This is a genomic window from Niveispirillum sp. KHB5.9 (assembly GCF_048066115.1).
In the GTDB taxonomy this organism is placed as follows: Bacteria; Pseudomonadota; Alphaproteobacteria; order Azospirillales; family Azospirillaceae; genus Niveispirillum.
Window position 1 is genome coordinate 19,967 of record NZ_JBLTYX010000007.1, and the last position, 26,703, is coordinate 46,669.

Annotated in this window: 27 protein-coding genes; 15 read left to right on the forward strand and 12 right to left on the reverse strand. The window is 62.9% G+C overall.

The annotated features are described in order from the left end of the window. Positions 1 to 7 precede the first annotated feature (7 nt). The 6 genes from ACM9HJ_RS13555 to ACM9HJ_RS13580 all read left to right on the forward strand — a co-directional run bounded on the left by ACM9HJ_RS13555 (position 8) and on the right by ACM9HJ_RS13580 (position 8,512). Positions 8 to 3,595 (forward strand): ABC transporter permease/M1 family aminopeptidase, encoded by a 3,588-nt coding sequence (locus tag ACM9HJ_RS13555; RefSeq protein ID WP_416572269.1) that lies wholly within the window; start codon positions 8 to 10, stop codon positions 3,593 to 3,595. Between the two features lie 477 nt (positions 3,596 to 4,072). Next, positions 4,073 to 4,330, forward strand: coding sequence for a type II toxin-antitoxin system Phd/YefM family antitoxin (locus ACM9HJ_RS13560; RefSeq protein ID WP_416572270.1), 258 nt, complete (start codon positions 4,073 to 4,075; stop codon positions 4,328 to 4,330). Then, positions 4,327 to 4,746, forward strand: coding sequence for a type II toxin-antitoxin system VapC family toxin (locus ACM9HJ_RS13565; RefSeq protein WP_416572271.1), 420 nt, complete (start codon positions 4,327 to 4,329; stop codon positions 4,744 to 4,746). Before ACM9HJ_RS13560 ends, ACM9HJ_RS13565 begins: the two co-directional genes overlap by 4 nt. A 493-nt stretch (positions 4,747 to 5,239) precedes the next feature. After that, positions 5,240 to 6,766, forward strand: coding sequence for a circularly permuted type 2 ATP-grasp protein (locus ACM9HJ_RS13570; RefSeq protein WP_416572502.1), 1,527 nt, complete (start codon positions 5,240 to 5,242; stop codon positions 6,764 to 6,766). A gap of 14 nt (positions 6,767 to 6,780) precedes the next feature. Next, on the forward strand, positions 6,781 to 7,752 hold the full coding sequence (locus ACM9HJ_RS13575) for an alpha-E domain-containing protein (RefSeq protein ID WP_416572272.1): 972 nt from the start codon (positions 6,781 to 6,783) through the stop codon (positions 7,750 to 7,752). Positions 7,753 to 7,774: 22 nt separating this feature from the next. Continuing rightward, entirely contained in the window at positions 7,775 to 8,512 is a 738-nt protein-coding gene (locus ACM9HJ_RS13580; RefSeq protein WP_416572273.1) for an arginyltransferase, read from the forward strand. 10 nt (positions 8,513 to 8,522) lie between these two features. On the opposite strand, the gene ACM9HJ_RS13585 is transcribed toward ACM9HJ_RS13580, so the two are convergent. Next, positions 8,523 to 8,915 carry a nuclear transport factor 2 family protein gene (locus tag ACM9HJ_RS13585; RefSeq protein WP_416572274.1) on the reverse strand — a complete coding sequence of 131 codons (393 nt, stop codon included), beginning with the start codon at positions 8,913 to 8,915 and terminating at the stop codon, positions 8,523 to 8,525. Beyond that, positions 8,915 to 9,523: a glutathione transferase GstA gene (gstA, locus tag ACM9HJ_RS13590; protein ID WP_416572275.1), complete on the reverse strand. Its 609-nt coding sequence runs from the start codon at positions 9,521 to 9,523 to the stop codon at positions 8,915 to 8,917. Before gstA ends, ACM9HJ_RS13585 begins: the two co-directional genes overlap by 1 nt. Positions 9,524 to 9,673: 150 nt before the next feature. Between gstA and ACM9HJ_RS13595 the strand changes: the two genes are divergently transcribed. From ACM9HJ_RS13595 to ACM9HJ_RS13610, 4 genes are all read left to right on the forward strand, one after another. Further along, positions 9,674 to 10,072 carry a winged helix-turn-helix transcriptional regulator gene (locus ACM9HJ_RS13595; protein WP_416572276.1) on the forward strand — a complete coding sequence of 133 codons (399 nt, stop codon included), beginning with the start codon at positions 9,674 to 9,676 and terminating at the stop codon, positions 10,070 to 10,072. A gap of 196 nt (positions 10,073 to 10,268) precedes the next feature. Further along, the gene (locus ACM9HJ_RS13600; RefSeq protein WP_416572277.1) at positions 10,269 to 11,072 is read left to right on the forward strand and encodes a DUF2189 domain-containing protein; all 804 of its coding nucleotides are present in this window, start codon (positions 10,269 to 10,271) and stop codon (positions 11,070 to 11,072) included. A gap of 79 nt (positions 11,073 to 11,151) precedes the next feature. After that, positions 11,152 to 11,523: a hypothetical protein gene (locus tag ACM9HJ_RS13605; RefSeq protein WP_416572278.1), complete on the forward strand. Its 372-nt coding sequence runs from the start codon at positions 11,152 to 11,154 to the stop codon at positions 11,521 to 11,523. A gap of 146 nt (positions 11,524 to 11,669) precedes the next feature. After that, positions 11,670 to 12,077: an argininosuccinate lyase gene (locus tag ACM9HJ_RS13610; RefSeq protein WP_416572279.1), complete on the forward strand. Its 408-nt coding sequence runs from the start codon at positions 11,670 to 11,672 to the stop codon at positions 12,075 to 12,077. Positions 12,078 to 12,157: 80 nt separating this feature from the next. On the opposite strand, the gene ACM9HJ_RS13615 is transcribed toward ACM9HJ_RS13610, so the two are convergent. From ACM9HJ_RS13615 to ACM9HJ_RS13635, 5 genes are all read right to left on the reverse strand, one after another. Further along, positions 12,158 to 13,495, reverse strand: a complete 1,338-nt coding sequence (locus tag ACM9HJ_RS13615; RefSeq protein WP_416572280.1) for a S8 family peptidase — start codon at positions 13,493 to 13,495, stop codon at positions 12,158 to 12,160. A 372-nt stretch (positions 13,496 to 13,867) separates the two neighbouring features. After that, entirely contained in the window at positions 13,868 to 15,661 is a 1,794-nt protein-coding gene (locus tag ACM9HJ_RS13620) for an acyl-CoA dehydrogenase C-terminal domain-containing protein (protein ID WP_416572281.1), read from the reverse strand. 258 nt (positions 15,662 to 15,919) lie between these two features. Continuing rightward, positions 15,920 to 18,262, reverse strand: coding sequence for a 3-hydroxyacyl-CoA dehydrogenase NAD-binding domain-containing protein (locus ACM9HJ_RS13625; RefSeq protein ID WP_416572282.1), 2,343 nt, complete (start codon positions 18,260 to 18,262; stop codon positions 15,920 to 15,922). Between the two features lie 30 nt (positions 18,263 to 18,292). Next, entirely contained in the window at positions 18,293 to 19,435 is a 1,143-nt protein-coding gene (locus tag ACM9HJ_RS13630) for a thiolase family protein (RefSeq protein WP_416572283.1), read from the reverse strand. A 127-nt stretch (positions 19,436 to 19,562) separates the two neighbouring features. Further along, complete coding sequence (locus ACM9HJ_RS13635) at positions 19,563 to 19,997, reverse strand: MerR family transcriptional regulator (protein WP_416572284.1); 435 nt, start codon at positions 19,995 to 19,997, stop codon at positions 19,563 to 19,565. A 196-nt stretch (positions 19,998 to 20,193) separates the two neighbouring features. Between ACM9HJ_RS13635 and purU the strand changes: the two genes are divergently transcribed. From purU to ACM9HJ_RS13650, 3 genes are all read left to right on the forward strand, one after another. Then, a complete protein-coding gene (purU, locus tag ACM9HJ_RS13640; protein WP_416572285.1) occupies positions 20,194 to 21,066 on the forward strand; it encodes a formyltetrahydrofolate deformylase in 873 nt (290 codons plus the stop codon). 110 nt (positions 21,067 to 21,176) lie between these two features. Further along, positions 21,177 to 21,467, forward strand: coding sequence for a ribbon-helix-helix domain-containing protein (locus ACM9HJ_RS13645; RefSeq protein WP_416572286.1), 291 nt, complete (start codon positions 21,177 to 21,179; stop codon positions 21,465 to 21,467). After that, positions 21,457 to 21,768, forward strand: a complete 312-nt coding sequence (locus ACM9HJ_RS13650) for a type II toxin-antitoxin system RelE/ParE family toxin (RefSeq protein ID WP_416572287.1) — start codon at positions 21,457 to 21,459, stop codon at positions 21,766 to 21,768. The genes ACM9HJ_RS13645 and ACM9HJ_RS13650 overlap by 11 nt, the downstream gene beginning before the upstream one ends. Before the next feature lie 39 nt (positions 21,769 to 21,807). Here ACM9HJ_RS13650 and ACM9HJ_RS13655 read toward each other — a convergent pair whose 3' ends face one another. Both ACM9HJ_RS13655 and ACM9HJ_RS13660 read right to left on the reverse strand, forming a co-directional pair. After that, on the reverse strand, positions 21,808 to 22,044 hold the full coding sequence (locus ACM9HJ_RS13655; RefSeq protein WP_416572288.1) for a helix-turn-helix domain-containing protein: 237 nt from the start codon (positions 22,042 to 22,044) through the stop codon (positions 21,808 to 21,810). Continuing rightward, the gene (locus ACM9HJ_RS13660) at positions 22,044 to 22,691 is read right to left on the reverse strand and encodes a DUF2975 domain-containing protein (RefSeq protein WP_416572289.1); all 648 of its coding nucleotides are present in this window, start codon (positions 22,689 to 22,691) and stop codon (positions 22,044 to 22,046) included. The genes ACM9HJ_RS13655 and ACM9HJ_RS13660 overlap by 1 nt, the downstream gene beginning before the upstream one ends. 214 nt (positions 22,692 to 22,905) lie before the next feature. Here ACM9HJ_RS13660 and ACM9HJ_RS13665 point away from each other — a divergent pair, with 214 nt between their 5' ends. Both ACM9HJ_RS13665 and ACM9HJ_RS13670 read left to right on the forward strand, forming a co-directional pair. Beyond that, on the forward strand, positions 22,906 to 23,175 hold the full coding sequence (locus ACM9HJ_RS13665; protein WP_416572290.1) for a DUF1778 domain-containing protein: 270 nt from the start codon (positions 22,906 to 22,908) through the stop codon (positions 23,173 to 23,175). 110 nt (positions 23,176 to 23,285) lie between these two features. After that, positions 23,286 to 23,669: a GNAT family N-acetyltransferase gene (locus ACM9HJ_RS13670; protein WP_416572291.1), complete on the forward strand. Its 384-nt coding sequence runs from the start codon at positions 23,286 to 23,288 to the stop codon at positions 23,667 to 23,669. A 7-nt stretch (positions 23,670 to 23,676) separates the two neighbouring features. Here ACM9HJ_RS13670 and ACM9HJ_RS13675 read toward each other — a convergent pair whose 3' ends face one another. The 3 genes from ACM9HJ_RS13675 to ACM9HJ_RS13685 form a co-directional block, all read right to left on the reverse strand. Beyond that, positions 23,677 to 24,108 (reverse strand): type II toxin-antitoxin system RatA family toxin, encoded by a 432-nt coding sequence (locus tag ACM9HJ_RS13675; RefSeq protein ID WP_416572292.1) that lies wholly within the window; start codon positions 24,106 to 24,108, stop codon positions 23,677 to 23,679. A 14-nt stretch (positions 24,109 to 24,122) separates the two neighbouring features. Continuing rightward, positions 24,123 to 25,082 carry a lipoyl synthase gene (gene lipA, locus ACM9HJ_RS13680; RefSeq protein ID WP_416572293.1) on the reverse strand — a complete coding sequence of 320 codons (960 nt, stop codon included), beginning with the start codon at positions 25,080 to 25,082 and terminating at the stop codon, positions 24,123 to 24,125. 251 nt (positions 25,083 to 25,333) lie between these two features. Further along, the gene (locus ACM9HJ_RS13685) at positions 25,334 to 26,545 is read right to left on the reverse strand and encodes a DUF418 domain-containing protein (protein WP_416572294.1); all 1,212 of its coding nucleotides are present in this window, start codon (positions 26,543 to 26,545) and stop codon (positions 25,334 to 25,336) included. Between the last annotated feature and the right edge of the window lie 158 nt (positions 26,546 to 26,703).

The window sequence follows — 26,703 nt, forward strand, 5'->3', positions numbered from 1 at the left end:
CCCATCCATGTTCGGCAAGATCGCCTGGTTCGAGCTGCGCTACCAGATACGCCAGCCCGTATTCATCGTCACATCGCTGATCTTCGGCCTGCTGACCTTCCTGTCGGTGACCATCGACAATATCCAGATCGGGTCCAGCGACGCGGTCCATATCAACTCGCCCTTCGCGGTGTTGCAGACCATCACCATCCTGTCGCTGTTCGGCATGTTCATCCCGGTGGCCATCCTGGCCAATGTCGTGCTGCGCGATACCGATACGAAGATGGCGGGGATCATGCATTCCCTGCCGGTGGACAAATATCCGTACCTGATCGGCCGCTTCACCGGTGCCTTCATCGCCGTGGCCCTGGCCTTTTCCATGACCGCCATCGGTATGGCGCTGGGCAGCGCCATGTGGTGGCTGGACCCGGAAACGGTGGGGCCGTTCCGGCCGGGTGATTATTTCTTCACCCTGGCGGTGTTCGCCATCCCCAACCTGCTGGCCATGGGCGCCATCTTCTTCGCGGTGGCCACCGCCACGCGCAGCCTGATGGCGACCTATGTCAGCCTGGTGGCCATCCTGATCCTGTATCTGGTGCTGAGCGCCGTGCTGAACGAGCCGGAATACCGCCAGATCCGCGGCCTGCTGGACCCGTTCGGCATCCCGGCCATGGCCAACATCACCCGCTATTGGACGGTGGTGGAGCGCAATACCCAGATGGTGCCGTTCGAGGGCACGCTGCTGTGGAACCGGCTGCTCTGGACCGGCTTCGGCCTGACGCTGACCGCCCTGACCATCTGGCGCTTCAGTTTCGCCGAACGCGCACCGCGCAAGGTGGAAGCCGCCGCCAAATCCGCCCCGCGCACCCCCATCCCCACCGCCCTGCCCCGCGCCGTCACCAGCCACACATTCCGCGACGCGCTGGCGCAGTTCAGCCTGCGCACGGGGTTCGAGGTGAAGGCCGTGGTGAAAAGCCTGGGCTTCATCGTGCTGCTGGCGCTGGGTGCCTTCAACGCGCTGGGTGCCCTGGTCCGCATGCGGGTGATGTACGGCACCGATATCTATCCCGTGACCCGCGCCGTGGTGGAACTGCTGGCCGGCGCCTTCAGCCTGGTACCGCTGATCGTGTCGGTCTACTACGCCGGTGAGCTGGTCTGGCGTGAGCGGCAGGCGAAATTCAACGAGATCATCGACGCCACGCCCACCCCCAACTGGGTGTTCGTGCTGTCGAAATTCACCGCCATGGGCCTGGTCCTGCTCATGCTGACGCTGGTGGCCATGTTCATGGGCATCGGCGTGCAGGTGTTCCGCGGCTTCGCGCTGAAGATCGAGCTCGGGCTGTATTTCCACTATCTGCTGCTGATCACCGGGATGCAGTTCCTGCTGTTCGCCGTGCTGTCCATGTTCTTCCAGGTGCTGGCCGGCAACAAGTATCTGGGCATGCTGGTCATGGTCGGCTGGATGGTGCTGATGATGGTGGCCGGCCGCCTGGGGCTGGAAGACAATCTGCTGCTGTTCAGTGCCGCCCCCTCCGTACCCCTGTCCGACATGAACGGGCTGGGTCATTTCGGGCCGGCGAACCTGTGGTTCATGCTGTACTGGAGCTTCATGGCCATCGTGCTGATGGTCCTGGCCCAGCGCGCCTGGACGCGGGGCACCATGGCCCCCCTGCGCCAGCGGCTGGCCGCCATGGGCCGGGGCTGGACCCATGGGCAACGCGGTCTGGTCGCCGCCTGCCTGATCGGCTTCGCCGCCACCGGCGCCTATATCTTCCACAACACCCACATCCTGAACCAGATCGTCACCAAGGATGAGGGGGAGAAGCTGCGGGTCGATTACGAGAAGACCTATCGCAGCGCCCTGGAAAAGCTGCCGCAGCCCCGCATCACCGATGTGCGCACCGATGTCGACATCTTCCCCGATGAACGGCGGATGGAGGTGCGCGGACATTACATGCTGGAGAACAAGACCGGCAGCGACGTGCCGGTCATCCATGTGCAGTTCATGCCGCCGCAGGCCGATATCGAGATCCTGTCGCTGACCATCCAGAATGGCGGCAGCATCGACCATGACGTCGGGTTCAACCATTACGCCATCACCCCGCCCACACCCATGAAGCCGGGCGACCGGCTGGCGCTGGATTTCACCACCCGCCTGCATCACCAGGGCTTCGCGAATGAGGGCGGGCCCACCGACCTGATCCCCAACGGCACCTTCGTCCACAACCCGACGGTCACGCCCACCATCGGTTTTGTCGAGGACATGATGCTGCAGGGCAAGGCTGACCGCCGCAAATACGATCTGTCGCCCAATGACCGCATGCCGGCGCTGGAGGATGAAAGTCAGTGGCGCAACAATTACCTGCGCGCCGACAGCGACTTCGTGAGTTTCGAAACGACCGTCTCCACCAGCGCCGACCAGATCGCCATGGCGCCGGGCTATCTGGAAAAGGAATGGGTGGAGGGTGACCGGCGCTATTTCCATTACAAGATGGATGCGCCCATCCTGAACTTCTATTCCTGGCTCTCGGCCCGTTACAGCCTGGTCACGGACAAGTGGAACGACGTCGATATCGCCGTCTATTTCCATGAACCCCATGGCTACAACGTGCGGCGCATGATCCAGTCGGTGAAGGACAGCCTGGGTTATTTCACCGCCGCCTTCGGCCCCTATCAGCATCGGCAGATGCGCATCCTGGAATTCCCGGCCTATGCGCGCTTCGCCCAGTCTTTCCCCAACACCGTGCCCTATTCGGAAGGCATCGGCTTCGTCGCCGATGTCCGCAACCCGGACAAGATCGACTATGTCTATTACGTCACCGCGCACGAGGTGGCCCATCAATGGTGGGCGCATCAGGTGATGGGCGCGAACGTCCAGGGCGCCACGCTCTTGTCGGAGACGCTGTCGCAATACAGCGCCATCATGGTGATGGAAAAGACCTACGGCCCCGACAAGATCCGCCGCTTCCTGAAATACGAGCTGGACACCTATCTGCGCGCCCGCGGTGGCGAGGACCGGGAGGAACAGCCCCTGGTCCGCGTCGAGAACCAGCAATATATCCACTACAACAAGGGCTCCGTGGCGCTCTATTTCTTGCGCGACCAGCTGGGCGAGGATGTGGTCAACCGCGCCCTGGCCAAACTGGTGGCCGAAACCAAGTACAAATCCGCCCCCTACCCCCGCTCCATCGATCTGGTCCGCCTGCTGAAGGCGGAGGCAGGTCCGGACAAGGAAGAACTGATCACCGACACCCTGGAAAAGATCACGCTCTACGACCTGAAGGCGACCGACGCGGTGGCCGAGAAGCAGGCGGACGGCAAATACAAGGTGTCGTTCAAGGTCACCGCCGGCAAGGCGCAGGCCGATGGCGAGGGCAAGGAAACCAAGGTCCCCCTGTCCCTGCCCATCGATATCGGCCTGTTCACCGCCAGCCCCGGCGACGACAAATTCGATGCCGGCAAGGTGGTGGTGCTGGAGAAGCGGCTGATCACCGATGACAGCGGGCTGATGGAATTCATCACCGACCGGCTGCCCACGCATGTGGGGATCGATCCGTACAACAAGCTGATCGACCGGAACTCGGATGACAATGTGGTGGAGGTGGAGGTGCGGTGATCGATGCGACGCCGGGGCTTGGTCCCATGGCCCCTTCCCATCGGATCAGGACGCCATCATGGCGGCGGGCGAACCGGACAGATCACCCGAGGAGGCGCAAATCATCACAGGCTGAATCCAGCAGCCGCATGGTCAGCACAGCGAAGGGCGCGCTGCGCACATGTCCATGGAGCTGCAACCGGTCAGCGACAACAGTCAGTTTCCGCCAGACGTCGACGGCACAGACTTTTCGAGAAACTCTGGAGCACGGCAAATTAGTGCAGCCTGGAAGTCACCATAGGGCCAATTCGGTTTAAGTCTGCTTTCGGCTTCCATCAACGATTTCCTCAACAGCCGTTCTGGAGCGCAAACCCGACGTTCTATCGGAACCCCTTAGCAACGCCGCCGCGTACGTGTAGTATCGTAGTTACAATGACATTGCCCCACCGACCTTACCATTGTAGTATTGTACCATCGACATCTGACATGGAGCCCGCCATGGGCCGGATAATGTCCAGTCGCGAGTTCAATCAGAACCCCAGCGAGGCGAAGCGGGCGGCGGAGGATGGGCCACTGATCGTCACCGATCGTGGGGAGCCGGCCTTCGTGCTGCTGCGCTACGACGCCTACCGGCGCCTGACCGGCGAACGCGGACTGTCGCTGCTGGAGGCGCTGCGCCAGGACGAACCGGAAGCGGATTTCGACTTCGCGCCGGCACGGATCGGCGATGTCGCCCGGGCGGTGGAACTGGAATGATGTTCCTGCTCGACACTAATGTCCTGTCGGAACTGCGGCGTCCGGAGCGTGCCGATATCGGCGTTGTCAATTGGGCAGCCGGGGCCGATCCCGCCAGCCTGTTCGTCTCATCCATCTCCATTTTCGAGATCGAATTGGGTGCGGCCCAGGCCCAGCGGCGCGATCCGGCTCAAGGCAAGGTACTGCGGACTTGGATCGACGGGCGCGTGATGCCGACATTCCACGGCCGCATCCTGCCGGTCGATACCGCCGTCGCGCAACGATGCGCCCTTCTCCATGTGCCCGACCGGCAACCGCACGGCGACAGCCTGATCGCTGCCACCGCCCTCGTCCACCGTCTCACCATCGTCACCCGCAATGTTCGCGACTTCGAACCGATGGGTGTTGCGGTGTTCAACCCGTGGCGCACAAGCTGACTTTCCACGCGACTTCTGTTATCGTTGCCTGGTCAAGGCAATCCTCATGTCCAGATGCCCATTCGGAGCAGACCAACCGTCCGCTCTGAAACATGGGCGCGTTTTATGTTGCACAGCGTTTCACATCCCCACTCATTCGGAGTTGTAGGGGCCTCACCTCTGAAACAACCCCTCATTCACTGTCGCACAGTGTTTCACATCTCCCCTCCATTCGGAGTTGGGATCAACCCGCCTCCGAAACACCCCTGCCTCCACCGTCGCACAGCGTTTCACAACGCCCGTGCACACCATCGCCTGCGCAACCCCAACCACCTGACCAAAAGCATATAACCGCGCCTCCACTCCCCCCTGTTCAAACCTTACCGATCTGTTAATCTCGATCTCGCGTATGCGAAATGAAGCCGTTGTCGGCATCGCCCTCGACAGCGGATCGCACGGGCCACGAAGGGCGCAGGGGGCTCTGTTGAGCGGGTCTGGAAAAGGTGTTGACGACCTGTTGTCGTCCTATGATGCCAACGGCTTTTATGACGAGCTGTTCGGCCTCGCCAGCAAACCGGCATCGCATACCGAGGCCGTCAAGGACCGGCTTCGACAACTCGACTATGACGATCTGAGACGGCGCGCGGCTGACGCGGAGCGTGAGCTTTACAATCTGGGCATCACCTTCCTGGTCTATAGCGATGCCAAGGCCGTGGACCGCATCCTGCCCTTCGATGTGATCCCCCGCATCATCGCCGCCAAGGAATGGGCGCACCTGGAAAAGGGCACGCAGCAGCGCATCCAGGCGCTGAACATGTTCCTGCACGACATCTATCACGACCAGAAGATCCTGAAGGACGGGATCATCCCGGCCGAGCTGGTGCTGGGCAATTCCAACTACCGGCCGCAGATGCAGGGCATCACCCTGCCCTTCAAGACCTATATCCACATCGCCGGCATCGATCTGGTCCGTGACCATGAGGGCACGTTCCGGGTGCTGGAGGATAATGGCCGGGTGCCGTCCGGCGTCTCCTATGTGGTGGAGAACCGCCACATGATGCAGCGCGCCTTCCCCGACCTGATGGGCGATATCGGCATCCGCAGCGTGGAGAATTACGGCGCCAAGCTGCTGGAGGCGATGTGCGAGATCGCCCCGCCGCGCCCCAACGAGGATGACACGCGCGACCCGCAGGTCGTGCTGCTGTCGCCCGGCGCCTATAACTCCGCCTATTTCGAGCATATCTTCCTGGCGCGCGAGATGGGCGTGCCGCTGGTGGAAGGCCGCGATCTGGTCGTGCTGGACGACAAGGTGTATATGAAGACCACGGGCGGCCTGCGCCGTGTCGACAGCATCTATCGCCGCATCGGCGACGATTTCCTGGACCCGCTGGCCTTCAATCCCGACAGCATGCTGGGCGTGCCCGGTATCTTCGAGGCGTACCGCAAGGGCAATGTCGCCCTGGCCAATGCCATCGGCACCGGTGTTGCGGATGACAAGGCCGTCTATGCCTATGTCCCGCGCATGATCAAATATTATCTGGGCGAGGAAGCGCTGCTGCCCAATGTCGAAACCCATATCTGCCGGGAGCCCGACGCGCTGAAATACACGCTCGACAATCTGGACAAGCTGGTGGTGAAGCCGGTGGGCGAGGCCGGCGGTTACGGCATCACCATCGGCCCGCGCGCCAGCAAGGCGGAGCTGGAGGATTGCCGGGCCAAGCTGCTGGAGGACCCGGCCAACTATATCAGCCAGCCGATGGTGCCGCTGTCGGTCTGCCCCACCCTGACGGATGAGGGGATCGGGCCGCGCCATGTGGATCTGCGGCCGTTCGCCATCACCGCCAAAAGCACCTGGGTGCTGCCGGGCGGGCTGACGCGCGTGGCGCTGAAGAAGGGTACGCTGATCGTGAATTCCAGCCAGGGCGGCGGGTCGAAGGATACCTGGGTGCTGACCGAGGGGCCGGTGGAGGAACCACCGCCCCTCGATGCCAGCATCGATCCCTTCCAGTCCCAGACCCAGTCCCAGTCGCAAAGCCAGTAAGGGGAGAACCGGACATGGCAGCCCTTCTCGCCCGCTACGCCGAATGCATCTTCTGGATGGCCCGCTATATGGAGCGGGCGGAGAATCTCTCCCGTATTCTGGACGTGCATGAAACCTTCGCCCGCGACAGCTATGGCTCCACCAACTGGCTGCCCATTCTGCGCCTGAACGCCGACGAAAAGCGCTTCTTCGAGCTGTATCCCACGGCCACCGCGAAGAATGTGCTGAACTTCTATGTGCTGGAACAGCAGAACCCCACCTCCATCATCGCCGCCATCGCGGCGGCGCGGGAGAATGCGCGCCAGCTGCGCCCCCTGATCTCCACCGAGATGTGGGCGCATCTGAACATGTTCTACAACCGCCTGCTGGCGCTGGAACCGGCCGATCTGGCCGCCCACAATATCCAGCGGCTGTGCGCCTCCATCAAGGAGGCGTGCCAAACCCATACCGGCATCACGGAGGGCACGTTCTTCCGCGACCAGGGCTGGTATTTCTATAATCTGGGCCGCAACCTGGAACGCGCCGACCAGACGACGCGCCTGCTGGACATCAAGTACCACACGCTGCTGCCCAGCCCGCGCGATGTGGGCACGCCCATCGATATCAGCCAGTGGAACAGCCTGCTGCGGTCGGCCGCCGGCTACCACGCCTTCCGCCGCGTCTATCCGCGTGGCATGACGCCGGCCGGGGTGGCGGGGTTCCTGCTGTTCAACGACAATTTCCCCCGCTCCGTGCTGGTCTGCATGCGGGAGGTGGACAATCTGCTGAACCGGCTGAACAGCAAGTACCGGCTGCGTCGCGGCACCCTGCCGCTGGCCCGGTCGGACGAGCTTCTGGGCAACCTGGCCAACCAGAGCATCAATGCCGTCATCTCCATCGGGCTGCATGAATATCTGGATGGTTTGCAGATCAATTTCTCCAGCCTGTCGAATGATATCGCTCAGGCCTTTTTCCTGATCGACCAACCGGGTACGCTGTCAGCCTGATCACCTCCCGCGCCAGGGCATCATGAGTGTCATCCCGCCCCTGCACCGGCCATTGCAGCAGTTCTTCCGCTCCGGACCCATGCCCTGCCCCTATCTGCTGGGCAGGGTGGAGCGGAAGCTGTTCACGCGACTGGTCGGCCCGCAATCGGCGGAGGTGAACTCCGCCCTGTCGCGGGCGGGGTTCCGGCGCAGCCATGACATCGTCTACCGGCCCGTCTGCCCGGGCTGCAATGCCTGCGTGCCGGTGCGGGTGCCGGTGGCGAGTTTCGCGCCGGGCCGCACCAACCGCCGCATCCTGCGCGACAATACCGATCTGGTGCTGGATGTCGTGCCGGCGGGGGCGACGATGGAGCAGTTCCAGCTGTTCGCGCTGTACCAGGACGCCCGCCATAGCGACAGCGACATGAACCGCATGACGCCCGGCGACTTCGCCTCCATGGTGGATGAGGGCCGGGTCAACACCTTCATGGCGGAGACCCGCGATGGCACCGGCAGCCTGCGCGGGGCCATGCTGGTCGACCGGCTGGAGGATGGCTATTCCGCCGTCTACAGTTTCTACGATCCCGACCATCCAAGGCGCAGCCTGGGCACCCACCTGATCCTGGCCATGATCGAACGCTGCCGCCAGGAGGGCCTGCCCTATCTCTATCTGGGCTATTGGATCGAGGGCAGCCGCAAGATGGAATACAAGGCCAACTTCCAGCCGCTGGAGGCGCTGGGTCGCGACGGCTGGGCGCCCCTGGCTATTCCTGCACGGTGAACAGCGCCCGTCAGGCGGCATCCAGGTCGAAATGGAAGGTCTTGGCGATGATCCGCCATTGCCCATCCAGCTTCACCAGACTGAGGAAATCCGTGAAGCGTTTCGGCCCGATCGCGCAACGTGCCTGGACCAGGGCCGTCACCGGACCGGCGAAGGTGATGGCGACAATCTCGTCCCGCCGCACCTCCCCCTGGCTGGCGGGGGATGCCCGCGCCGCAACCATGGGCAGATAGGCATCCATGGTCAGATGGGTCAGCCGCCCTTCCGTTGCGCAGGCATAGACGGCCAGCGGATGGAATATCCGGCCGAGATGGGCCGCATCGCTGTGATACAGCCCGTCGAAATAATCGGCCATCAGGGCGGTGACCCCGGCAAAGTCGGAACCGGCCGGGGTCATGGACATCAGACCACCCCCTCGGCCTTCAGCGTCGCCTGCACGGCGGGGCGAGCCGCCACACGGGCCCGCAACGCCGACAGCTTGGGCCAAGCGGCAAGGTCCAGCCCGACATGCCCAGCCCAGCCCAGCACTGTGAACAGATAGCCGTCGGCCACGGAGAAATCGGCCCCCAGCAGGAAGTCCCGACCGTCGGCCAGGAAGCTCTCGGTCAGGTCCAGCCGACGCTTCAGATGGGCCAGCGCCCGTTCCTTGCCCGCCGCATCGGTGGCAGGGTTGAACAGGGGCGAGTAACTCTTGTGCAATTCGGTGGCGATGAAGTTCAGCGCCTCCTGCAACCGCGCGCGGCCCAGGGTACCGGCCGGCGGGGCCAGCCCGGCCTCGGGCTTCTGGTCGGCAACGTACTGCATGATGGCCACGCCCTCGGTCAGCACCTCGCCACCATCCAGCACCAGGGCGGGGATATAGCCCTTGGGATTGATGGCATAATAATCGGCGCCACCGGCGGTGCGGTGCGTGGGCAGGTCCACCGCCTCGATCTCCGGCGCGAACCCGGCCTCGCGCAGCGCGATATGGGAGGCGAGCGAGCAGGCGCCGGCCTTGTAATACAGCTTCATCTGGCATTTCCCGTGGTTTGTCGGCAAACCCGTCCCCGAGGGGCGGGCGACGCGGCGCAGAATGGAAGCCCCGGTTGCGATTGTATAGCTGGTTACTTCTGGTAACCTGCATTTTCCAGTATCACCCCGGTAACCGGAAAATCACCTGTCATGGCCTTGAAAATCCGTAAGAACCCCATCGCCATTCCCCCGCCCTACTGTCCGGTGTCGGAATTCATGAACCTGTTGAGCGGGGCCTGGACCACGCATGTGCTCTGGCATCTGCAGGCCACGCCACGGCGGTTCGGGGAATTGCGGGTGGACATTCCCCAGATCTCCGCCAAGACCCTGACGGTACGGTTGCGGATGCTGGAGGAACATGGGTTGGTCAGCCGGACGGTGATGCCCACATCTCCCCCGTCCGCGGAATATGCCCTGACGGAGCCTGGGCGCGAACTGCTTCCCGTGCTGAATGCCATCGCCCAGGTCGGCATGAAACTGAAGCTGAACCGGCAGGGCGATCATGTCTGCCCGCAGACTGGCGTACCCGATATCGGTAGGGCGGTGTAGAAAACCCGAACAGTTTCCCCGGTACATCATCGCGCAGAACCTGCTATGATTTGTCGCAGTGGGTTCGACCGATCGCCCTTTGCGGCCTTCACATTTTCGACCGCCGCCATTGATTGAGCCGGGCCGGAAGGCCGAACCGTCCAGCGCCGGCCATCCGACCGGATGGCGGAGGCCGGCCTTTTGGGAGGTCGAAACGATGGCTTATCGCATGGCCGCCGAACAGGCGGCGATGAACCGGGACCGTTCCATCGCCATGCCGGCAATCCGGCGCATCGGCGTGCATGACCTGATGGAGGTGCTGTCCATGGGCGTGCGCGATTTCATGGCCGCACCCACACAGTTGCTGTTCCTGGGGCTGATCTATCCGATCGTGGGTGGCATCGCCGCGGCGGCGGCGGCGCAGAACGATGTGATCCCCCTGCTCTATCCCGCCCTGGCCGGGCTTTCCATCATGGGGCCCATCGCGGCGCTGGGCATGTACGAGTTGTCGCGGCAGCGGGAGATGGGGGTGGAGGTCACCTGGCGCAACGCGCTGGACATCCGCAATTCCGGATCGCTGTGGGCCATCGCCTGGCTGGGGGCGTTGCTGCTGGGCGTGTTCATCACCTGGCTGGCGGTGGCGGAGAGCATTTTCACCGCCACCCTGGCCAGCCAGCCGCATAATGGCATGGTGCAGTTCATCTCCAGCCTGATCGGAACGCGCGAAGGCTGGATGATGTTCATCATCGGCAATGGTGTGGGGTTCCTGTTCGCCATGCTGGTGCTGACCCTGACCGTCGTGTCTTTCCCCATGCTGCTGGACCGGCGGGTGGGCGTGGTGGATGCCGTCGTCACATCGGCCCGCGCCGTCCGGCACAACCCGGTGATCATGGCTCTATGGGGCGTGATCGTGGCGGGGCTGCTGCTGTTGGGCAGCCTGCCGCTGTTCGTGGGGCTGGCGGTGGTCATGCCCATCCTGGGCCATGCCACCTGGCACCTGTACCGAAGAGTGGTGGTTTGAAAGGACCGGGTCGATTGAGCCGGCAATGAAAGCGTGCAAGCATATATGCCCTATAGCCTAATCAAGATGGGGGGATATCTTGTACGCTTTCACCCGGCCCCTGGCGGGCCTTTCCGTCGCCATGCTGCTGGCCGCCCCCGGGGCGCTGGCCGAGGGCAAGCAGAACTTCACGCTGAAGAACAAGACCGGGTACACGATCTCGGAAGTCTATGTATCGCCGTCCAAGGCATCGAGCTGGGAAGAGGATGTGCTGGGCCGCGACCAGTTGGGCGATGGGGAATCCGTCGACATCACCTTTGCCCGGTCGGAAAAATCCTGCAAATGGGACCTGAAGGTCGTCTATGACGACGAGGAAACCGCCGAATGGGAAGGGTTCAACCTGTGCGAGGTCTCCACCATCCGCATCTTCTATGATCGCAAGAAGGACAGCACCTGGGCGGAGTATGAGTGAACCCGGTTAAGAAGAAAGGCCACCGCGTGGCAATGTGGTGGCCTTTTTGGTTAGGCGGGAACTCGCTCCCGGTCCCGATTGTTGTTGGGGAAGTTCTGCATGCCCGAGACGGCATGCCCTTTCTCAATCAACAATAGGGGACGATCATGCGTAAGTTCAATTCCGTCCTGTGGGGCAGCCTGCTAGCCTTGCTCGTCGTGGTTCCCGCCTCCATGGCCGATACCAAGAAGGCCGTAGTCACCGAGGACAAGATGGACGGCAAGCAGGACTTCACCCTGCGCAACAAGACCGGCTACACCATTTCCGAGGTCTATGTGTCGCCCGCCAAATCCTCCAGCTGGGAAGAGGATGTGCTGGGCCGCAGCGAGTTGGATGACGACGACACGGTCGATATCAGCTTCCACCGCTCCGCCAAGTCCTGCAATTGGGACCTGAAGGTCGTCTATGATGATGGCGAGGACGCCACCTGGGAGGGCTTCAACCTCTGCGAGGTCGGCACCATCAGCCTCTATTACGATCGCAAGAAGGACCGGACCTGGGCGCAGTACCAGTAATACCGGGACCTGAGGCGTATGAAAGGGCCGCCGGCCTCCCCCGGCGGCCCTTGCCGTTCAAAACGCCCCCAAGGCCCCCGTCACGTGCCCGCCCCGGATACGGCGGCGGGCCGCTTCGTCAACTGGTCGGCGGTGGGTAGGGGTGCTGCCAGCACCGCCTGGCAATTCAGCACGCCGGCACCAAAGCCTTTGGGGCTACCGGGCTTGAATGGCACCGCCGTCCGGGTCAGGACATGACGGAACGCCTCTACCCGGCGCCATCCCGTCAGGCCGGCCGCATCCAATGCCGCACCGTGCTTCGCCAGCCATAGGGCGGCCGTGCCGGCCACGGCCGGCGTGGCGAAGGAGGTGCCGTCGCCGACGCCGTAATTCGCAACGCTGGCGGCCCCGACACCCGTCCAGTTGGCACGCGCCACCTTGTCCGCCGGCGCGGAGATATCGGCTTCCTCACCGAAGCTGGAGCCCGACCAGGGCACATGGATATCGGGCGCATCATCTTCGGGGACCAGCGAGCCGGCAACCGCGATCACCCGCTTGAACCGGGCCGGCCAGACCACGCTGTCGATCACGTTGCCCGCCGCCGAACAGAATATGATGCCGGCCTCGTACAATTCATCGACAGCCGCCGCGACCAGCGGTTCCGGCTTGAACGGATCGCCCATGGACAGGGTGACGACCTGGCAACCCGCCTGCAGCGCATGGAGCAGGGCTTCCGCCAGCCTGGTATTGTTGCCCAGGAAGTCGATGATCGTGTTGTTGGACAGGCGATAGGGCACCACCTTCGCCCAGGGGGCGACACCCATCAGGTTCTCGGCATCGGACGCCGCCAGCACGGATATCGTCCGTCCGCCATGGCCAGGCATGCCAGGATAGGTGTAGCTGGCGGGCCAGGGGTCCAACGGCTGGGTCGCTGTCTCCTTGTAATTGACCCCTTCATGGACGGCCGGGGGATTGTTGCGCAGACAGGGATGACCGTTCACGCCCGTGTCGATATGACCGATCCGGATGGACGCAACGGCGGTGCCATCGGCGAACATGGCATGTGCCTGCGGCACCCGCGTCGCCCGCAGTGCCCGGGAATACCCATTGACGATCTCGCCCGGCGGCAAGTTGACTTGCGGTCGCTCGCTGGCCTTGGCGACATATTCAAGCGCGACCTCTTCGGTGATCGCGACCATGACGATCGATGGCGCCTTCTGCGCCAGCTCCGTGCGCAGTTCCGGGAAGAGTATCCTTCCCTGGATGCTCTGCCAGACCAGTGATGGCAGCAACAGCAGCTCATCACCGTCCGGTGCGGTGCCCACGGGCACCAAAAGTTCGTCATGGTAGACCGGATAATAATCCAGGAGCACGCCGGCCAGCTTTCGCCTGAGCCCCGGAATATGGGGGACGCTGAAGAGCAGATAGGTCTTCGCCATGGCCGCCTCCTCGATCCATCCGATGGATTATGACTTATACAATATATTGGTTGGATTTCATGTGAAATTTATATCCTTTCGCACTTATACTAGCGGCTGAAAATATTGACCGATGGTCAAGATTTTCAGCACCTCAGGCGCCGGCGCCAACATCCGTTGGCTTGACTCACGCCGCACGAGCGGCGCGGCGGCAGTCCCCGCCGTACCGACGGTCATAATTATGACCGTCGGTATCAGGGCGCATCCGGTTGATATGGCCGCACCAATAAAAAAGGCTGCCGGGTCGCACCGGCAGCCTTTCAGTTCAATTTGCCATTCCCCCAAAGGGTGGTCACCGGTCATTGGAAACGACCGGTGACCGCCGCCTGTACCTCAGAACTGATCGACCGACAGGTCCATCATCGACTTGGCGCCGGACATCAGGCTCTTGAAGCGGTAATCGACCTCCGGCAGCATCTTCTCCACGAAGAAGCGGGCGGTCTTGATCTTGGCGTCGTAGAAGGCTTCCTTGCCGTCGGTGCCTTCGGCCAGCTTCTCCTGGGACACCTTCACCATCTTCAGCCACATCCAGCCCAGCGCCACCAGGCCGAAGATGCGCAGATAGTCCGATGAGGCCGCACCGGCCTCGTCCGGACGCGCCATGCCCTTCTGGGCGACGACGGCCGTGGCCTGCTGAAGCTTGCCGAAGGCCTTGGCGACGGGGATGACGAATTCCAGCAGGGCCGGGTTCTCCTGGTTCTGCTCCAGTTCGGCCTGCATCGGGTGGAAGAAGCGGCGCAGCAGGCGGCCCAGATTCTGCGGCAGCTTGCGACCCACCAGATCCAGTGCCTGGACGCCGTTGGCACCCTCATAGATCATGGCGATGCGGGCATCGCGCACGAACTGTTCCATGCCCCATTCACGGATATAGCCGTGGCCGCCATACATCTGCTGGCTGTTGGTGGCGACCTCGTAGCCCATGTCGGTGAAATAGGCCTTCACGACCGGCGTCAGCAAGGCCACGAAATCGTCAGCCTCCTGACGGACCACCGGGTCCGGGTGCTTTTCCACCAGATCGATCATCATGCCGACCCAATAGCCCAGCGCGCGACCGCCCTCGGTGAAGGCCTTGGCCTGCATCAGGTTCTTGCGCACGTCGGGATGGACGATGATGGGATCGGCGGCCTTCTCCGGCTCCTTGGCGCCCGAGAGCGAGCGGCCCTGCAGACGGTCCTTGGCATAGGCGACGGCGTTCTGATAGGCGACGGCGCCGACGCCCAGGCCCTGCATGCCCACGCCCAGACGGGCACTGTTCATCATGGTGAACATGGCGCGCATGCCCTTGTGCGGCTCGCCCACCAGCCAGCCCTTGGCATCGTCGAAATTCATGACGCAGGTGGCGTTGGCCATGATGCCCATCTTGTGCTCGATGGACCCGCACATGACGCCGTTGCGCACGCCCGGCTCGTTATCCTCGGTCGGCAGGAACTTCGGCACCAGGAACAGGGAGATGCCCTTGATCCCCGGCGGCGCGTCGGGCAGCTTGGCCAGCACCAGATGGATGATGTTGTTGGTCAGGTCATGCTCGCCGGCGGAGATGAAGATCTTCGTGCCGGTGATGTTATAGCTGCCATCCTCATTGGGGACGGCCTTGGTCTTCATCAGGCCCAGGTCGGTGCCGCAATGCGGCTCCGTCAGGCACATGGTGCCGGACCATTCCGACGACACCATCTTGGGCAGGTACTTGGCCTTCAGCTCATCGCTGGCATGGGCGCGGATGGCGTTCATGGCGCCATGGGTCAGGCCCGGATACATGGCGAACGCCATGTTGGAGGAACACATCAGTTCCTCCAGCACGAAACCGACCGTGTGCGGCAGGCCCTGCCCACCATACTCCGGATCGAAGGCCAGACCCTGCCAGCCGCCTTCCTTGTAGGTGTTGTAGGCTTCCTTGAAGCCCTTGGGCGTGCGCACCACGCCATTCTCGTAATGGCAGCCTTCCTCATGACCCGAGCGGTTCAGCGGCTGCAGCACGTTCTCGCAGAGCTTGGCGGCTTCTTCGAGAACCGAGGCGATCAGGTCGGGGGTGGCATCCTCGAAACCCGGCAGCTTGGTCAGCTGTTCGGCATTCAGGACGTCGTTGAGCACGAAGGAGATGTCTTCGAGCGGGGCCTTGTAGACGGGCATGGGAATTCTCCGTGTAGACCGCTACCGCGGCAGACCGTCATCCCCCATCATGTCCGGCACCGGAAACGGATTCAGACAAGACGGCAGATGGGGCACCTCGGGGGCGTCGATAGGGTGGACGGAAGGGATGTGAAACGTCGTGCAACATACTTACGGGGTTTGTTGCACGGGATAGGTTTCATTAACCGTCACCCCGGCGAAGGCCGGGGTGACGGTTGAAAAATGGGGCCGTGGTTCACTATCACGGCCCCCCAAACCTCAGTTCCGCAGCGGCTTGCCGGTTTCCAGCATATGCTCGATGCGGTTGATGGTGCCGCTGGTCTTGGTCAGGGCCAGGAACCCTTCCCGCTCCAGCGTCAGCAGATCATCCTCGGTCAGGACCTGGGTGATGTCGGTGTTGCCACCGGACAGCACGAAGGCCACGGCGTTGGAGACGACCACGTCATGCTTGGTGGCCTTGCCCTGGCCGGCGAAGCCCTCGACCGCCATGGAGAAGGCGGTGGCAGCGGCCGGACCCGGCAGGCGGATTTCCGGCTCCTGCGGCGGGGTATAGGTCGCCGCCAGTTCCAGGGCCTTGGCCTTGGCGTCGGCCAGCAGACGGTCCTTGTTGAAGGTGATGCCGTCGGTCGGACGCAGGATCAGCATGTCGCGTGCCTCGAACGCCGACTTGGCGACCTTGGCGGTGCTGATGGCCTCGAAAGCCGCCGACAGGGCCGGCATGGGGCCGCCCGGACGACGCTTGTTGGCCAGATGGCGGATCACCATCTCCTTCGACCCGCCCCAGCCGGGCAGGACACCGACACCGACCTCGACCAGACCGGAATAGGTCTCGGCATGGGCCTGGACGGCGGAGCTGTGCAGCAGCATCTCGCACCCGCCACCCAGCGCCATGCCGGACGGGGCCGACACGGTGGGGAACGGCGCGTACTTGAGCGCCTTGTAGGTCTGCTGACCATCGGCGATCGAGGCTTCGATCTGCGGCCACAGGCCGATATTGATGGCGAACAGCGCCAGGCCCAGATTGGCGCCGACGGAGAAGTTCGACGCCTCGTTATGCACGACCAGCGCCTTGTAGGGGCCGGACTTGCCGTCGCCGATGATGCCGATGGCCTTGCGGATCAGCGCCATGATGTCGGCGTCCAGCGCGTTCATCTTGGAGGTGAATTCCAGGCACAGTACGCCGTCGCCGATATCCCACAGGCTGGCCGAACCATTCTTGGCCACCGGCTTGGACCCGCGCTTGATGTCGGTCAGCAACAGCACACCCTCGGCGCGCTTCACCTCGGCATACTCGCCATCGGTGCCCAGGAACAGCAGCTTGGACCCATCCACCTTGTAGAAGGGACGGCCGGCGGCCACCTTCACCATATGGGGAACGGCCTTGCCCTCGGCAGCCAGCTTCTCGGCGAACCAGCCGGTGCCCAGTTGGTCGATCAGCTCGAACGGGCCGGACTTCCAGTTGTAACCCAGGCGCATGGCCTCATCGACGGCCGTGATCTGTTCCGCAATCTGCGGCACCAGGTCGGCGGCGTAGGACAAGGCCTGCGACAGGACGCGCCAGGCATAGGCGCCGCCCTTGTCGCCCGTCTCCACCAGGGCCTTCAGGCCCTTGGCATTGGCCGACGCCAGGCTGGCCTTCTCCGACGCGCGATAGCTGCCGGTGGACAGGTCCAGGGCTTCCTTGACGCGGCGGCCGTCGGGCAGCTTGGCCTGACGGTAGAAGCCGCCCTTGCCCTTGCGGCCGGTATAGCCGTCGGCGATCATCTTGTTGATCACCGGGCTTTCGCGGTGGATGCGACGGTAATCGTCGTCCGCCGGCAGGGTGGACAAGAGCGACTTGGAGATCAGCGGCATCAGGTCCAGGCCGACCAGATCGATCAGGCCGAAGGTGCCGGTCTTGGGGATGCCCATGGGACGGCTGGTGATGGCGTCCGCCTCTTCCACCGTCAGGCCGCCATCGATGGCCTCGTTCACGGCGACGGCCATGAAATAGGTGCCGATGCGGTTGGCGATGAAGCCGGGCGTGTCCTTACACTGCACCACACCCTTGCCCAGCACCTTGTCGCAGAAGGCGCTGACGGTATCAAAGGCATCTTGACGGGTCTTGGGGCCCTTCACCACTTCCAGCAGGCGCATGTAGCGCGGCGGATTGAAGAAGTGGGTGATGCAGAAATCGGCCGCGAACCGTTCCGTCTGACCTTCCAGCAGGATGGACAGCGGAATGGTGGAGGTGTTGGAGGAGACGATGGAACCGTCCTTCCGCACCTTGTCCAGCTTCTGATACAGGTCGTGCTTGACCTTGGGGTTCTCCAGCACCGCTTCGACGATCCAGTCGACATCGGCCAGCTTCTCCAGGTCATCCTCGATATTGCCGGGGGTGACGAGAGAGGCGGCCTTCTTGTGCATGAAGGGGGCCGGGTCGGTCTTCAGCATCTTGTCGATGGCAGTCTTGGCGACGACCGAACGGTCCCCGCCACTGTCCTTCACCGCCTGCGGGACGATGTCCAGCAGGTAGACTTGAATGCCCGCGTTGGCGATATGGGCGGCGATGCCGCTACCCATCACGCCGGAGCCGATCACGGCGGCTTTCTTGATGGTCATGGATGAATACTCCCGCTCAAGATCGCCGGATCAGACCGCTTCCAGGATGGTGGCGATGCCCTGACCGCCGCCGATGCACTGGGTGGCCAGCGCCAGGGCCTTGCCCTCACGCTGCAGCAGCGAGGCCGCCTTGCCGGTGATGCGGGCACCGGTGGCGCCCAGCGGGTGGCCCAGCGCCAAAGCACCGCCATCCAGGTTCACCTTGGCCGGATCGAAGCCCAGCTCCTTGGCGACCGTCATGGACTGCACGGCGAATGCCTCGTTGCTTTCCACGATGTCGATGTCGGCGATGGTCAGGCCGGCGCGGGCCAGGGCCTTGCGCGAGGACGGGACCGGGCCATAACCCATGATGGTAGCGTCGCAGCCCGAAACAGCGATGGAGCGGATCTTGGCCAGGATCTTCAGGCCATGGGCCTTGGCGAAGTCTTCGGAGCAGACCAGCGTGGCCGACGCACCGTCGGTCAGCGGCGAAGAGGTGCCGGCGGTGACGGTGCCGTTCTCGGCATCGAAAGCCAGCTTCAGGGTCGCCAGACCCTCAGCCGTGGTGCCGGCGCGGATGCCGCCATCCTGGCTGACCACCTTGCCGCCGGGGACGGTGATCGGAACGATCTCCGCCTCGAACTTGCCTTCGGCCTGGGCCTTGGCGGCCTTGGCGTGGGACTCGACGGCGTAGGCTTCCTGCTGGGCGCGGGTGAAGCCGAACTTCTTGGCCAGATTCTCCGCCGTGATGCCCATGGCCATGTAGGCGCCGGGGTTGGCGGCATGCAATGCTGCGTTGGGCAGCGGGTTGTAACCGCCCATCGGCACGCGGGTCATGCTTTCCACGCCGGCGGCGATGAAGCAGTCACCGGCACCCAGCGCGATAGCGCCGGCGGCCTGATGGATCGACTGCATGGAGGAGCCGCAGAAGCGGTTGACGGTGGCGCCGGCGACGGACTGCGGCAATCCTGCGATCATCGCCACCAGCTTGGCGACGTTGAAGCCCTGCTCCCCTTCCGGGAAGGCGCAGCCCAGGATCAGGTCTTCCACGGCAGCACCGTCAACGCCGGTGCGGGCCAGCAGTTCCTTGACCACGGCGGCGGCCAGATCGTCCGGACGCACCTTCGTCAGTTCGCCCTTGTTGGCAATGTGGAAAGGGGACCGGGCGTAACCGGCAATGACGACGTTCTTCATGACTTCTGCGCTCCTCGCCTGGGTGGTGGCTGCGGCCCGCCTCTGTCGGGCGGTGCCGTTGGATTTGGGGGGTATTATAACTCAATTCAAACGGGCGTATGAAATCATTCCGCCCGGGGAAAGGCAATTATTCGGTCGGGGTCGGCACCCCTTTGGACACGAGATGGGAAACGATCATCCCGTCGATCTCGTGCAGTTCCTTCAGCGTCTGCTGCACATCGCGCAACTGCTGTTCCAGATGACGAATGCGGGCGCGGGCACCACGCAGCAGATAGGTCATCTGCTCCACCTGCGCCTCGTCCGTATCGTACAGGTCCAGGAAATCCTTTATTTCCCCGATGGAGAAACCCAGCCGCTTGCCCCGGCAGATCAGCTTCAGCCGGGCACGGTCACGGGTCGTATAGATGCGGGCCTGACCCACGCGGGCCGGGGAAATCAACCCCTCATCCTCATAAAACCGCAACGACCGCAGGGTCAGGCCAAATTCGTCGGCCAGCTGACCGATGGTGAAGGTCTGCGTCGGCGAAGCGTTGTGCTTGGCCTGTTCGATGGTGCTCAGCATGGATAACGGCCCTTGTCACGGACAGGTGGCTTACGTTTACGTAAGAGTTAAGGCAACCTTACGCGCACGTCAAGCGGTTTTTGCATGGCCGCCATCCGGAAGCGCCCCGCACCCATTCTGGGGGTGGACAAGCGGCGACGCCAGCCGCAACTCTCTGCCGGCCGTGAAATTTTATTGAAGAACCGGGTGCTGGAACATGTCGAGTGTGAGTGAACTGGGTCATTACGTGCTGATCGTCCGCTGCCCGGACCGCAAGGGCATCGTGGCTTCGGTGTCAACCTACCTGGCGCAGCATGACGCCTCGATCACGGAATCGAACCATTTCAACGATGCCATCAACAACCTGTTCTTCATGCGCACCGTGTTCCGCGCCGATGGCGGGAATTTCCCCGATCTGGCCACGCTGAAGGAAGGGTTCGCCCCCATCGCGCGTCAGTACGACATGCATTGGGAACTGCATGACATGTCGGTGAAGCCCAAGGTGGTGATCGCCGTGTCGAAGTTCGGCCATTGCCTGTACGACCTGCTGCACCGCCAGCGCTCCGGCAGCCTGCGCATGGACATCCCGGCCGTGGTGTCCAACCATGATGACATGCGCAGCTTCGTGGAATGGTCGGGCATTCCCTATCACCATCTGCCCGTGGCCAAGGACAACAAAGCGGCGCAGGAAGCGCAGTTCACCAGGATCATCCAGGACAGCGGTGCCAATCTGGTGGTGCTGGCCCGGTATATGCAGATCCTGTCACCGGATTTCTGCAACGTGCTGTCGGGCCGCTGCATCAACATCCATCACAGCTTCCTGCCCAGCTTCAAGGGCGCCAAGCCCTATCACCAGGCCCATGACCGCGGCGTGAAGATCATCGGCGCCACAGCGCATTTCGTCACCAACGTCCTGGATGAAGGCCCGATCATCGAACAGGACATCCAGCGCGTGGACCATAGCCACACGCCGGAAGACCTGGTCGATATGGGCCGCGACGTGGAATGCGCCGTGCTGGCGCGGGCCGTCAGGTGGCAACTGGAACACCGCATCATCATGGATGGGGCGCGGACGGTGATTTTCCGGTGAGGGTGTGAGGAGGCCAGACGGCCCCCTTGTCGTTTCTGCGGGGGTGGGCGGTGGACATTTTCGCCCCCACATGGGAGAAATAATACCCACAGGATCGGTGGAGCAAGGCCATGCCGGATATAAGGGAAGTCAGTGTCGCCCTGACCGGTGAGCAGATCGCGGCGATGAGCGACGCGGTCAAGGCCGGTGAGTATGCGACCACCGATGAGATCATCCAGGAGGCGATGGACCTGTGGCAGTCCCATCGTGAGTTGCTGCGGGCGGATGCCGGGCACCTCGGGCGCGCCTGGGATGCCGGGAAGGCCAGCGGGCCGGCCACGCCGCTTGATTTCGACCAACTGCGTCAGGAAGCACGCCAGCGTCTGAAAGATGCGCGCACCGCCGGCACCCATGCCGGTTGAGGTGCTTTGGCACCCGCAGGCAAAGACCGATCTGCTGGATATCTATGTTGCGATTGGGCTTGAGAACCCGCCGGCCGCCGAGCGGATGTATGACGCGCTTGAAGCGCGCGCCCAGCAGTTGGCGATGCACCCAAGGCTTGGATCACGCCGCCCGGATATAAGGGCCGGTATGCGGGTATTGGTCGAAGGGCCCTATCTCATTCTTTACGAAACTCTTCCCGATACGGATGAAGGCCCGGTGAGCCAAATCGCCATTGTCCGCGTGATTGACGGGCGGCGGGATTTAGCCCGGATATTCTGACGCCGCGTCAGGGAAGCGGTTGACCACTCCCCTTGCCGTTCATTCCATATCTTCTTCGCTCTCCCCTTCTCCACCAGGACGGTATTCCAGGATATCGCCGGGCTGGCAGTCCAGCACGGCGCATATCCGGTTCAGGGTAGCGAAGCGGATGCCCTTGACCTTGCCGGTCTTCAGCAGGGAGAGGTTGGTCAGCGAGATGCCCACCTCGTCCGCCAGCTTGGTCACCGACATCTTGCGGCGCGCCAGCATCACATCGACATTGATGATGATGGCCATCAGATGATCCCCTCGCTCTCCTCACGCAGGGAGCGGCCGATACGGAAAGCTTCAGCCAAAGCTAGCAAGATAAGCCCAACGAAGCTGAACCAAAAATCCATCTCCAAGGCGATCCGCGGGTCAGTATTTTCCGAAAACCATAGAAGTGGCGTTGATACCAGCAATGCCCGACCATCGGCCAGCATGACATCCTGCGCAACCGCTTCAGCACATAACCAGCTGAACGGTATGCTGACAAAGTCACTCAGGATCAGAGACCATCCAGCACACCGCAGACGAGACACAGCCGTTGCAGCAAAAGGATTCCCCATTGCGATCTCGACCACAAGACGACGAAACATCGTCAATGCATAGATAACAAGTCCAATCATCATTACAAGGCAAATACCAAGGCCCGCGATCGTGAGCGGGTCATGCAGTTTCACGACTACCCTGCCCCGGTTCAGCGTGAGACTGCCAACAATTTCTTGACTATCACGCAGCAGAACATCCGTCGGCGCTACATTACTCAGATGCACCGGCAACGGCACACTCATGCCATTTCCCGACAAGATCGCATAGGCCGTCGCGATGAGAATAACCGCACCACCCACACCGAAGAACCCGATGACCAAGGACAATATCCATTTCAGAACACGCTGGGACATGGTGGCGATCTCCATCCGCTTAAGGGTATGGTCTTTCTATATCGCATCCAAGTTTTTACGTAAAACGTTAAATTATCATCGATATACGAATATTCGAATTCCGACATTCCGGGAATGAATTTCCACTGCCGGACATTCTCAGAGCACCGTTTCAGATAAGCGGATTGACTCCCGGCCCTCGTATGACAATGTCATACAAAGCTGGAGACCTATCATGACGATGACAAATCCGCCGTTGAGCGTGCGCGTCTCCCCCGGCGAGCGCGAATTGCTGGAAGTTGCGGCACGGCATAACCGCACGAGCCTGAGCGACTTCGTCCGCCGTAAAGCGGTGGAAGCCGCGGAAACCGAGATGTTCAACCATCGCCTGCTGACCATTCCCGCGGCCGATTGGGAAAAGTTCGAGGAATGGGCGCAGGCCCCAGCGAAGGAGGTGCCGGCCCTGGCGCAACTCGCTGCCCTGCGGCCGGCATGGCAGGACTGATGCCCCCACGGCCACTTGCCGTCACGGATGATCGCGAAGGCTTCGATTGTGGCCGAGATTCCCTGAACCATTGGTTCCGCCGCCACGCATGGCGCAACCAGGAGGGGGGCGTGTCACGCACAAGCGTGGTGTACGATCCGGCAACTGGTGCCATTGTCGGCTATGTGTCGCTCAGCACGGCCCAGATCGCACGCGAGTTTCTGCCGAAATCCGCGCAACGCAACCAGCCAGACCCGTTGCCCGCTATCCTGCTGGGGCAGTTGGCCGTCGATGTCCGCCATCAGGGCCGCGGCTATGCCGCAAGCCTCCTGCAGTTCGCTCTGGCCACTTCGACGAGGCTATCCCGCGATATCGGCTGTTTCGCCGTGGTGACCCATCCGCTGGATGATGGCATCAGAGCGTTCTACACGCATTTCGGCTTCGAAGACCTGCCCTTCGATCCCCAGCGCAGCATGATCGTGCGCATGGTCGATCTGGTGAAGAACGGCTTCTGATCGGAAATCACCCGTAAAGCTGCTTCGCCCGGCTCTCGAACGCCGCCACCATCCTGCGCACTGCTTCGTTGAACAGGGCGCCGATGATGGTTTGCAGGACTTTGTTCTTGAACTCGAAATCCACGAAGAAATCGACAGCGCAGCCCTCGGGATGCGCCTCGAAATGCCAGTGGTTGTTCAGGTGGTGGAAGGGGCCGTCGACATATTCGACATCGATGCGCAAATCCGCGGGGTTCAGTGTCACCTTCGACGTGAACCGTTCCCGGATCATCTTGAAGCCGATCACCAGATCGGCCCAGATCACCGCATCGTGGCGCTTGCGGATGCGACAGGCCACGGCCCAGGGCAGGAATTCCGGGTAGCGCTCCACATCGGCGACAAGCGCGTAGAGCTGCTCCGGCGTGTGCGGCAGGATGCGCCGTTCGGCGTGCGTCGGCATTAGGCTTCAGCGGATCATTCGGCGGCCGGACGGGCGTTGGCCAGCTTGGCCTCACGCGCCGCGCGCAGCTTCCGGAAATCATCGCCGGCGTGATAGGAGCTGCGGGTCAGCGGGCTGCTTGAGACCATCAGGAAGCCCTTGCCGCGCGCCATGGTGGCATAGCTGGCGAATTCGTCCGGCGTCACGAACCGGTCGACCGGCGCATGCTTGGGCGTGGGCGCCAGATACTGACCGATGGTGAGGAAATCGACGTCGGCGGCGCGCAGATCGTCCATCACCTGGCCCACCTCCTCCTTCGTCTCCCCCAACCCGACCATGATGCCGGACTTGGTGAAGATCGACGGGTCCACTTCCTTCACCCGCTGCAACAGGGCCAGCGAGGTGAAGTAACGCGCACCCGGACGGATGGAGGGGTAGAGGCGCGGAACGGTTTCCAGATTGTGGTTGAACACGTCGGGCCGTGCCTTGGCCACATGTTCCACCGCCCCCGGCTTGCGCATGAAATCCGGCGTCAGGATTTCGATGGTCGTGGCCGGGGCCAGCTTGCGGATGTTCAGGATGGTGCTGGCGAAATGGTCGGCACCGCCATCGGGCAGGTCGTCACGGTCAACGGACGTGATAACGACATGTTCCAGGTTCAGGTTGCCCACGGCTTCGGCCACCTTCTCCGGCTCATGCGGATCCAGGTTCAGCGGCTTGCCGGTGGCGACATTGCAGAAGGCGCAGGCGCGGGTGCAGATGGCACCCAGGATCATGAAGGTGGCGTGCTTCTTCTTCCAGCACTCACCGATATTCGGGCAGGCCGCTTCCTCGCACACCGTATGCAGCTTCAGCCCGCGCATCAGGTCGCGGGTTTCGGCGTATTCGCGGCTGGTCGGGGCCTTGACGCGCAGCCAGTCGGGCTTGCGCTGGATCGGGTTGTCCGGGCGGTTAACCTTTTCCGGGTGACGGACGCGGGTTTCTTCGATCGTCATGGCCCTGACCTTGGGGGATTGCTTGGAAAAGAACATAAGCCGGCCGCACGCGCGAACCAAGCACCCCGTGCCGCCACCCTCCCCCGCATAAGGTGCAAGGCGGAGCTCATATCATTCCCGGTGATCGGGTCCGATCACCGGGCCTCAGGCGCCGGCGCCCACATCCGTGGGCTTGGCTTACGCCCGCACGGGCGGGCGCGGCGGCAGTCGCCGCCGTCGGGGTCCGATAAATCGGGCCCCGATGTGCGCTTTCAGACAAGGGCCTGCCTGCGCAACGGCACATCGAACCGGCCCAGCGTGGCACAGCGCCAAAGCCATTCGGCCGGGCCATAGGCATGGTGGCGCAGCCACCATCGTGCCAGCGGTATTTGCACCGCCAGGAACAGCAGGCCGACGCCCACCGACGGGGCCACGCCCCAATGCTGATAAAAACCCAGCCCGTAACCGTGGAAGAACGGCACCCAGATCAGCGACTGCATCAGATAGCAGGTCAGGCTCATCCGGCCGAAGGCGGCCAGGTTGCGGGTGAAGCCGGCACCGGCGATGCGCGGATGGAGCAGGGCAAAACCGGATGCCCAGAACAGGGTCTGCGCCAGATTGGCCCAGGCACCGGTCAGCATCGTCACCTCATACCGCGTCCGCCCCTGCAGCCCGACATTCTGCGACCAGAGCGACAGCGGGTAGAAGAGGATCAGGCCCAGCAGGGCAAGACGGAAGATGCGGCCCCAGAGGCGGCGATTGGCCGGATTATCCAGATAAAGCCGCCGCCGGCCAACCATCATGCCCAGCAGCAGCAGGCCCAGCATCTGCTGCCACCGCCCCGATTCCAGCAGGAACCAGAAGCGCGCGATCTGGCCGTCGGTCAGGTTGGTGACGAACACCGCCGACCAGTCATCCTTGGCAAACAGGTCGAACAGCCGGCCATAGAGCGCCCAGTGCGACGGGTTGCCCGCTTCCGCCCCCGGTGTCAGCAGCAGGCTGGCCGCCGCCCAGATCGAAAACACCTGGGCCAGCAGCAGGATGACGATGGGCGCCAGCCAGCGGTCGGGCACCCGGTAGAGCAGAACCAGGGCCAGTCCCAGCAGGGCCAGCACCGACAGGATGTCGCCGATATAAAGCAGGGCATGGACATAACCCATGGCCCCCAGCACCGCCAGCCGCCATAGGAAGCGCAGCCGCGCGGCCCCATCCCCTTCCCGTTTCGCCCAGCTTTGCAGGATCAGCGTGAAGCTGATCCCGAACATCATGGCGAAGATGGCGTAGGCCTTGCCCGCGAACAGGCCGAAGGTCAGGTGGTGGACCGCCTTGTTCAGCCCCTCCAGCCAGGCCGGCACATCGGCCGGATAGCGCAACAGTTCGAAATGTTCGTCCATATGGACCAGATACAGCCCGATCAGGGCCGTCCCGCGCAGCGCATCGACCATGTCGATACGGCCGCCCTCGGGTGACGCGACTTTACCCATTCATCCGCCCTCTGCCCTGTTCGCGGTGATTGTTCCGCGTCAGGTCAACCGGTCTTGTCGCCGGCATGTTGGTTGGGCACCCCACTTCGGCGATGAAATTCGCACGAAGGGCGGCTGGCGTCCAGCACGTGACAAGATCGGGTCGGCACGCTTTGCCC

What these genes read in the sequence shown, in the direction of transcription:
- ACM9HJ_RS13600 (WP_416572277.1), top strand. Translation starts at nt 10,269, where the DNA reads ATGGCTTATCGCATGGCCGCCGAACAGGCGGCGATGAACCGGGACCGT.
- ACM9HJ_RS13575 (WP_416572272.1), top strand. Translation starts at nt 6,781, where the DNA reads ATGGCAGCCCTTCTCGCCCGCTACGCCGAATGCATCTTCTGGATGGCC.
- ACM9HJ_RS13610 (WP_416572279.1), top strand. Translation starts at nt 11,670, where the DNA reads ATGCGTAAGTTCAATTCCGTCCTGTGGGGCAGCCTGCTAGCCTTGCTC.
- ACM9HJ_RS13585 (WP_416572274.1), bottom strand. Translation starts at nt 8,915, where the DNA reads ATGTCCATGACCCCGGCCGGTTCCGACTTTGCCGGGGTCACCGCCCTG.
- ACM9HJ_RS13620 (WP_416572281.1), bottom strand. Translation starts at nt 15,661, where the DNA reads ATGCCCGTCTACAAGGCCCCGCTCGAAGACATCTCCTTCGTGCTCAAC.
- ACM9HJ_RS13675 (WP_416572292.1), bottom strand. Translation starts at nt 24,108, where the DNA reads ATGCCGACGCACGCCGAACGGCGCATCCTGCCGCACACGCCGGAGCAG.
- ACM9HJ_RS13580 (WP_416572273.1), top strand. Translation starts at nt 7,775, where the DNA reads ATGAGTGTCATCCCGCCCCTGCACCGGCCATTGCAGCAGTTCTTCCGC.
- ACM9HJ_RS13560 (WP_416572270.1), top strand. Translation starts at nt 4,073, where the DNA reads ATGGGCCGGATAATGTCCAGTCGCGAGTTCAATCAGAACCCCAGCGAG.
- ACM9HJ_RS13660 (WP_416572289.1), bottom strand. Translation starts at nt 22,691, where the DNA reads ATGTCCCAGCGTGTTCTGAAATGGATATTGTCCTTGGTCATCGGGTTC.
- purU (WP_416572285.1), top strand. Translation starts at nt 20,194, where the DNA reads ATGTCGAGTGTGAGTGAACTGGGTCATTACGTGCTGATCGTCCGCTGC.
- lipA (WP_416572293.1), bottom strand. Translation starts at nt 25,082, where the DNA reads ATGACGATCGAAGAAACCCGCGTCCGTCACCCGGAAAAGGTTAACCGC.
- ACM9HJ_RS13655 (WP_416572288.1), bottom strand. Translation starts at nt 22,044, where the DNA reads ATGGCCATCATCATCAATGTCGATGTGATGCTGGCGCGCCGCAAGATG.
- ACM9HJ_RS13665 (WP_416572290.1), top strand. Translation starts at nt 22,906, where the DNA reads ATGACGATGACAAATCCGCCGTTGAGCGTGCGCGTCTCCCCCGGCGAG.
- ACM9HJ_RS13630 (WP_416572283.1), bottom strand. Translation starts at nt 19,435, where the DNA reads ATGAAGAACGTCGTCATTGCCGGTTACGCCCGGTCCCCTTTCCACATT.
- ACM9HJ_RS13615 (WP_416572280.1), bottom strand. Translation starts at nt 13,495, where the DNA reads ATGGCGAAGACCTATCTGCTCTTCAGCGTCCCCCATATTCCGGGGCTC.
- ACM9HJ_RS13555 (WP_416572269.1), top strand. Translation starts at nt 8, where the DNA reads ATGTTCGGCAAGATCGCCTGGTTCGAGCTGCGCTACCAGATACGCCAG.
- ACM9HJ_RS13625 (WP_416572282.1), bottom strand. Translation starts at nt 18,262, where the DNA reads ATGACCATCAAGAAAGCCGCCGTGATCGGCTCCGGCGTGATGGGTAGC.
- ACM9HJ_RS13650 (WP_416572287.1), top strand. Translation starts at nt 21,457, where the DNA reads ATGCCGGTTGAGGTGCTTTGGCACCCGCAGGCAAAGACCGATCTGCTG.
- ACM9HJ_RS13565 (WP_416572271.1), top strand. Translation starts at nt 4,327, where the DNA reads ATGATGTTCCTGCTCGACACTAATGTCCTGTCGGAACTGCGGCGTCCG.
- ACM9HJ_RS13685 (WP_416572294.1), bottom strand. Translation starts at nt 26,545, where the DNA reads ATGGGTAAAGTCGCGTCACCCGAGGGCGGCCGTATCGACATGGTCGAT.
- ACM9HJ_RS13595 (WP_416572276.1), top strand. Translation starts at nt 9,674, where the DNA reads ATGGCCTTGAAAATCCGTAAGAACCCCATCGCCATTCCCCCGCCCTAC.
- ACM9HJ_RS13645 (WP_416572286.1), top strand. Translation starts at nt 21,177, where the DNA reads ATGCCGGATATAAGGGAAGTCAGTGTCGCCCTGACCGGTGAGCAGATC.
- ACM9HJ_RS13635 (WP_416572284.1), bottom strand. Translation starts at nt 19,997, where the DNA reads ATGCTGAGCACCATCGAACAGGCCAAGCACAACGCTTCGCCGACGCAG.
- gstA (WP_416572275.1), bottom strand. Translation starts at nt 9,523, where the DNA reads ATGAAGCTGTATTACAAGGCCGGCGCCTGCTCGCTCGCCTCCCATATC.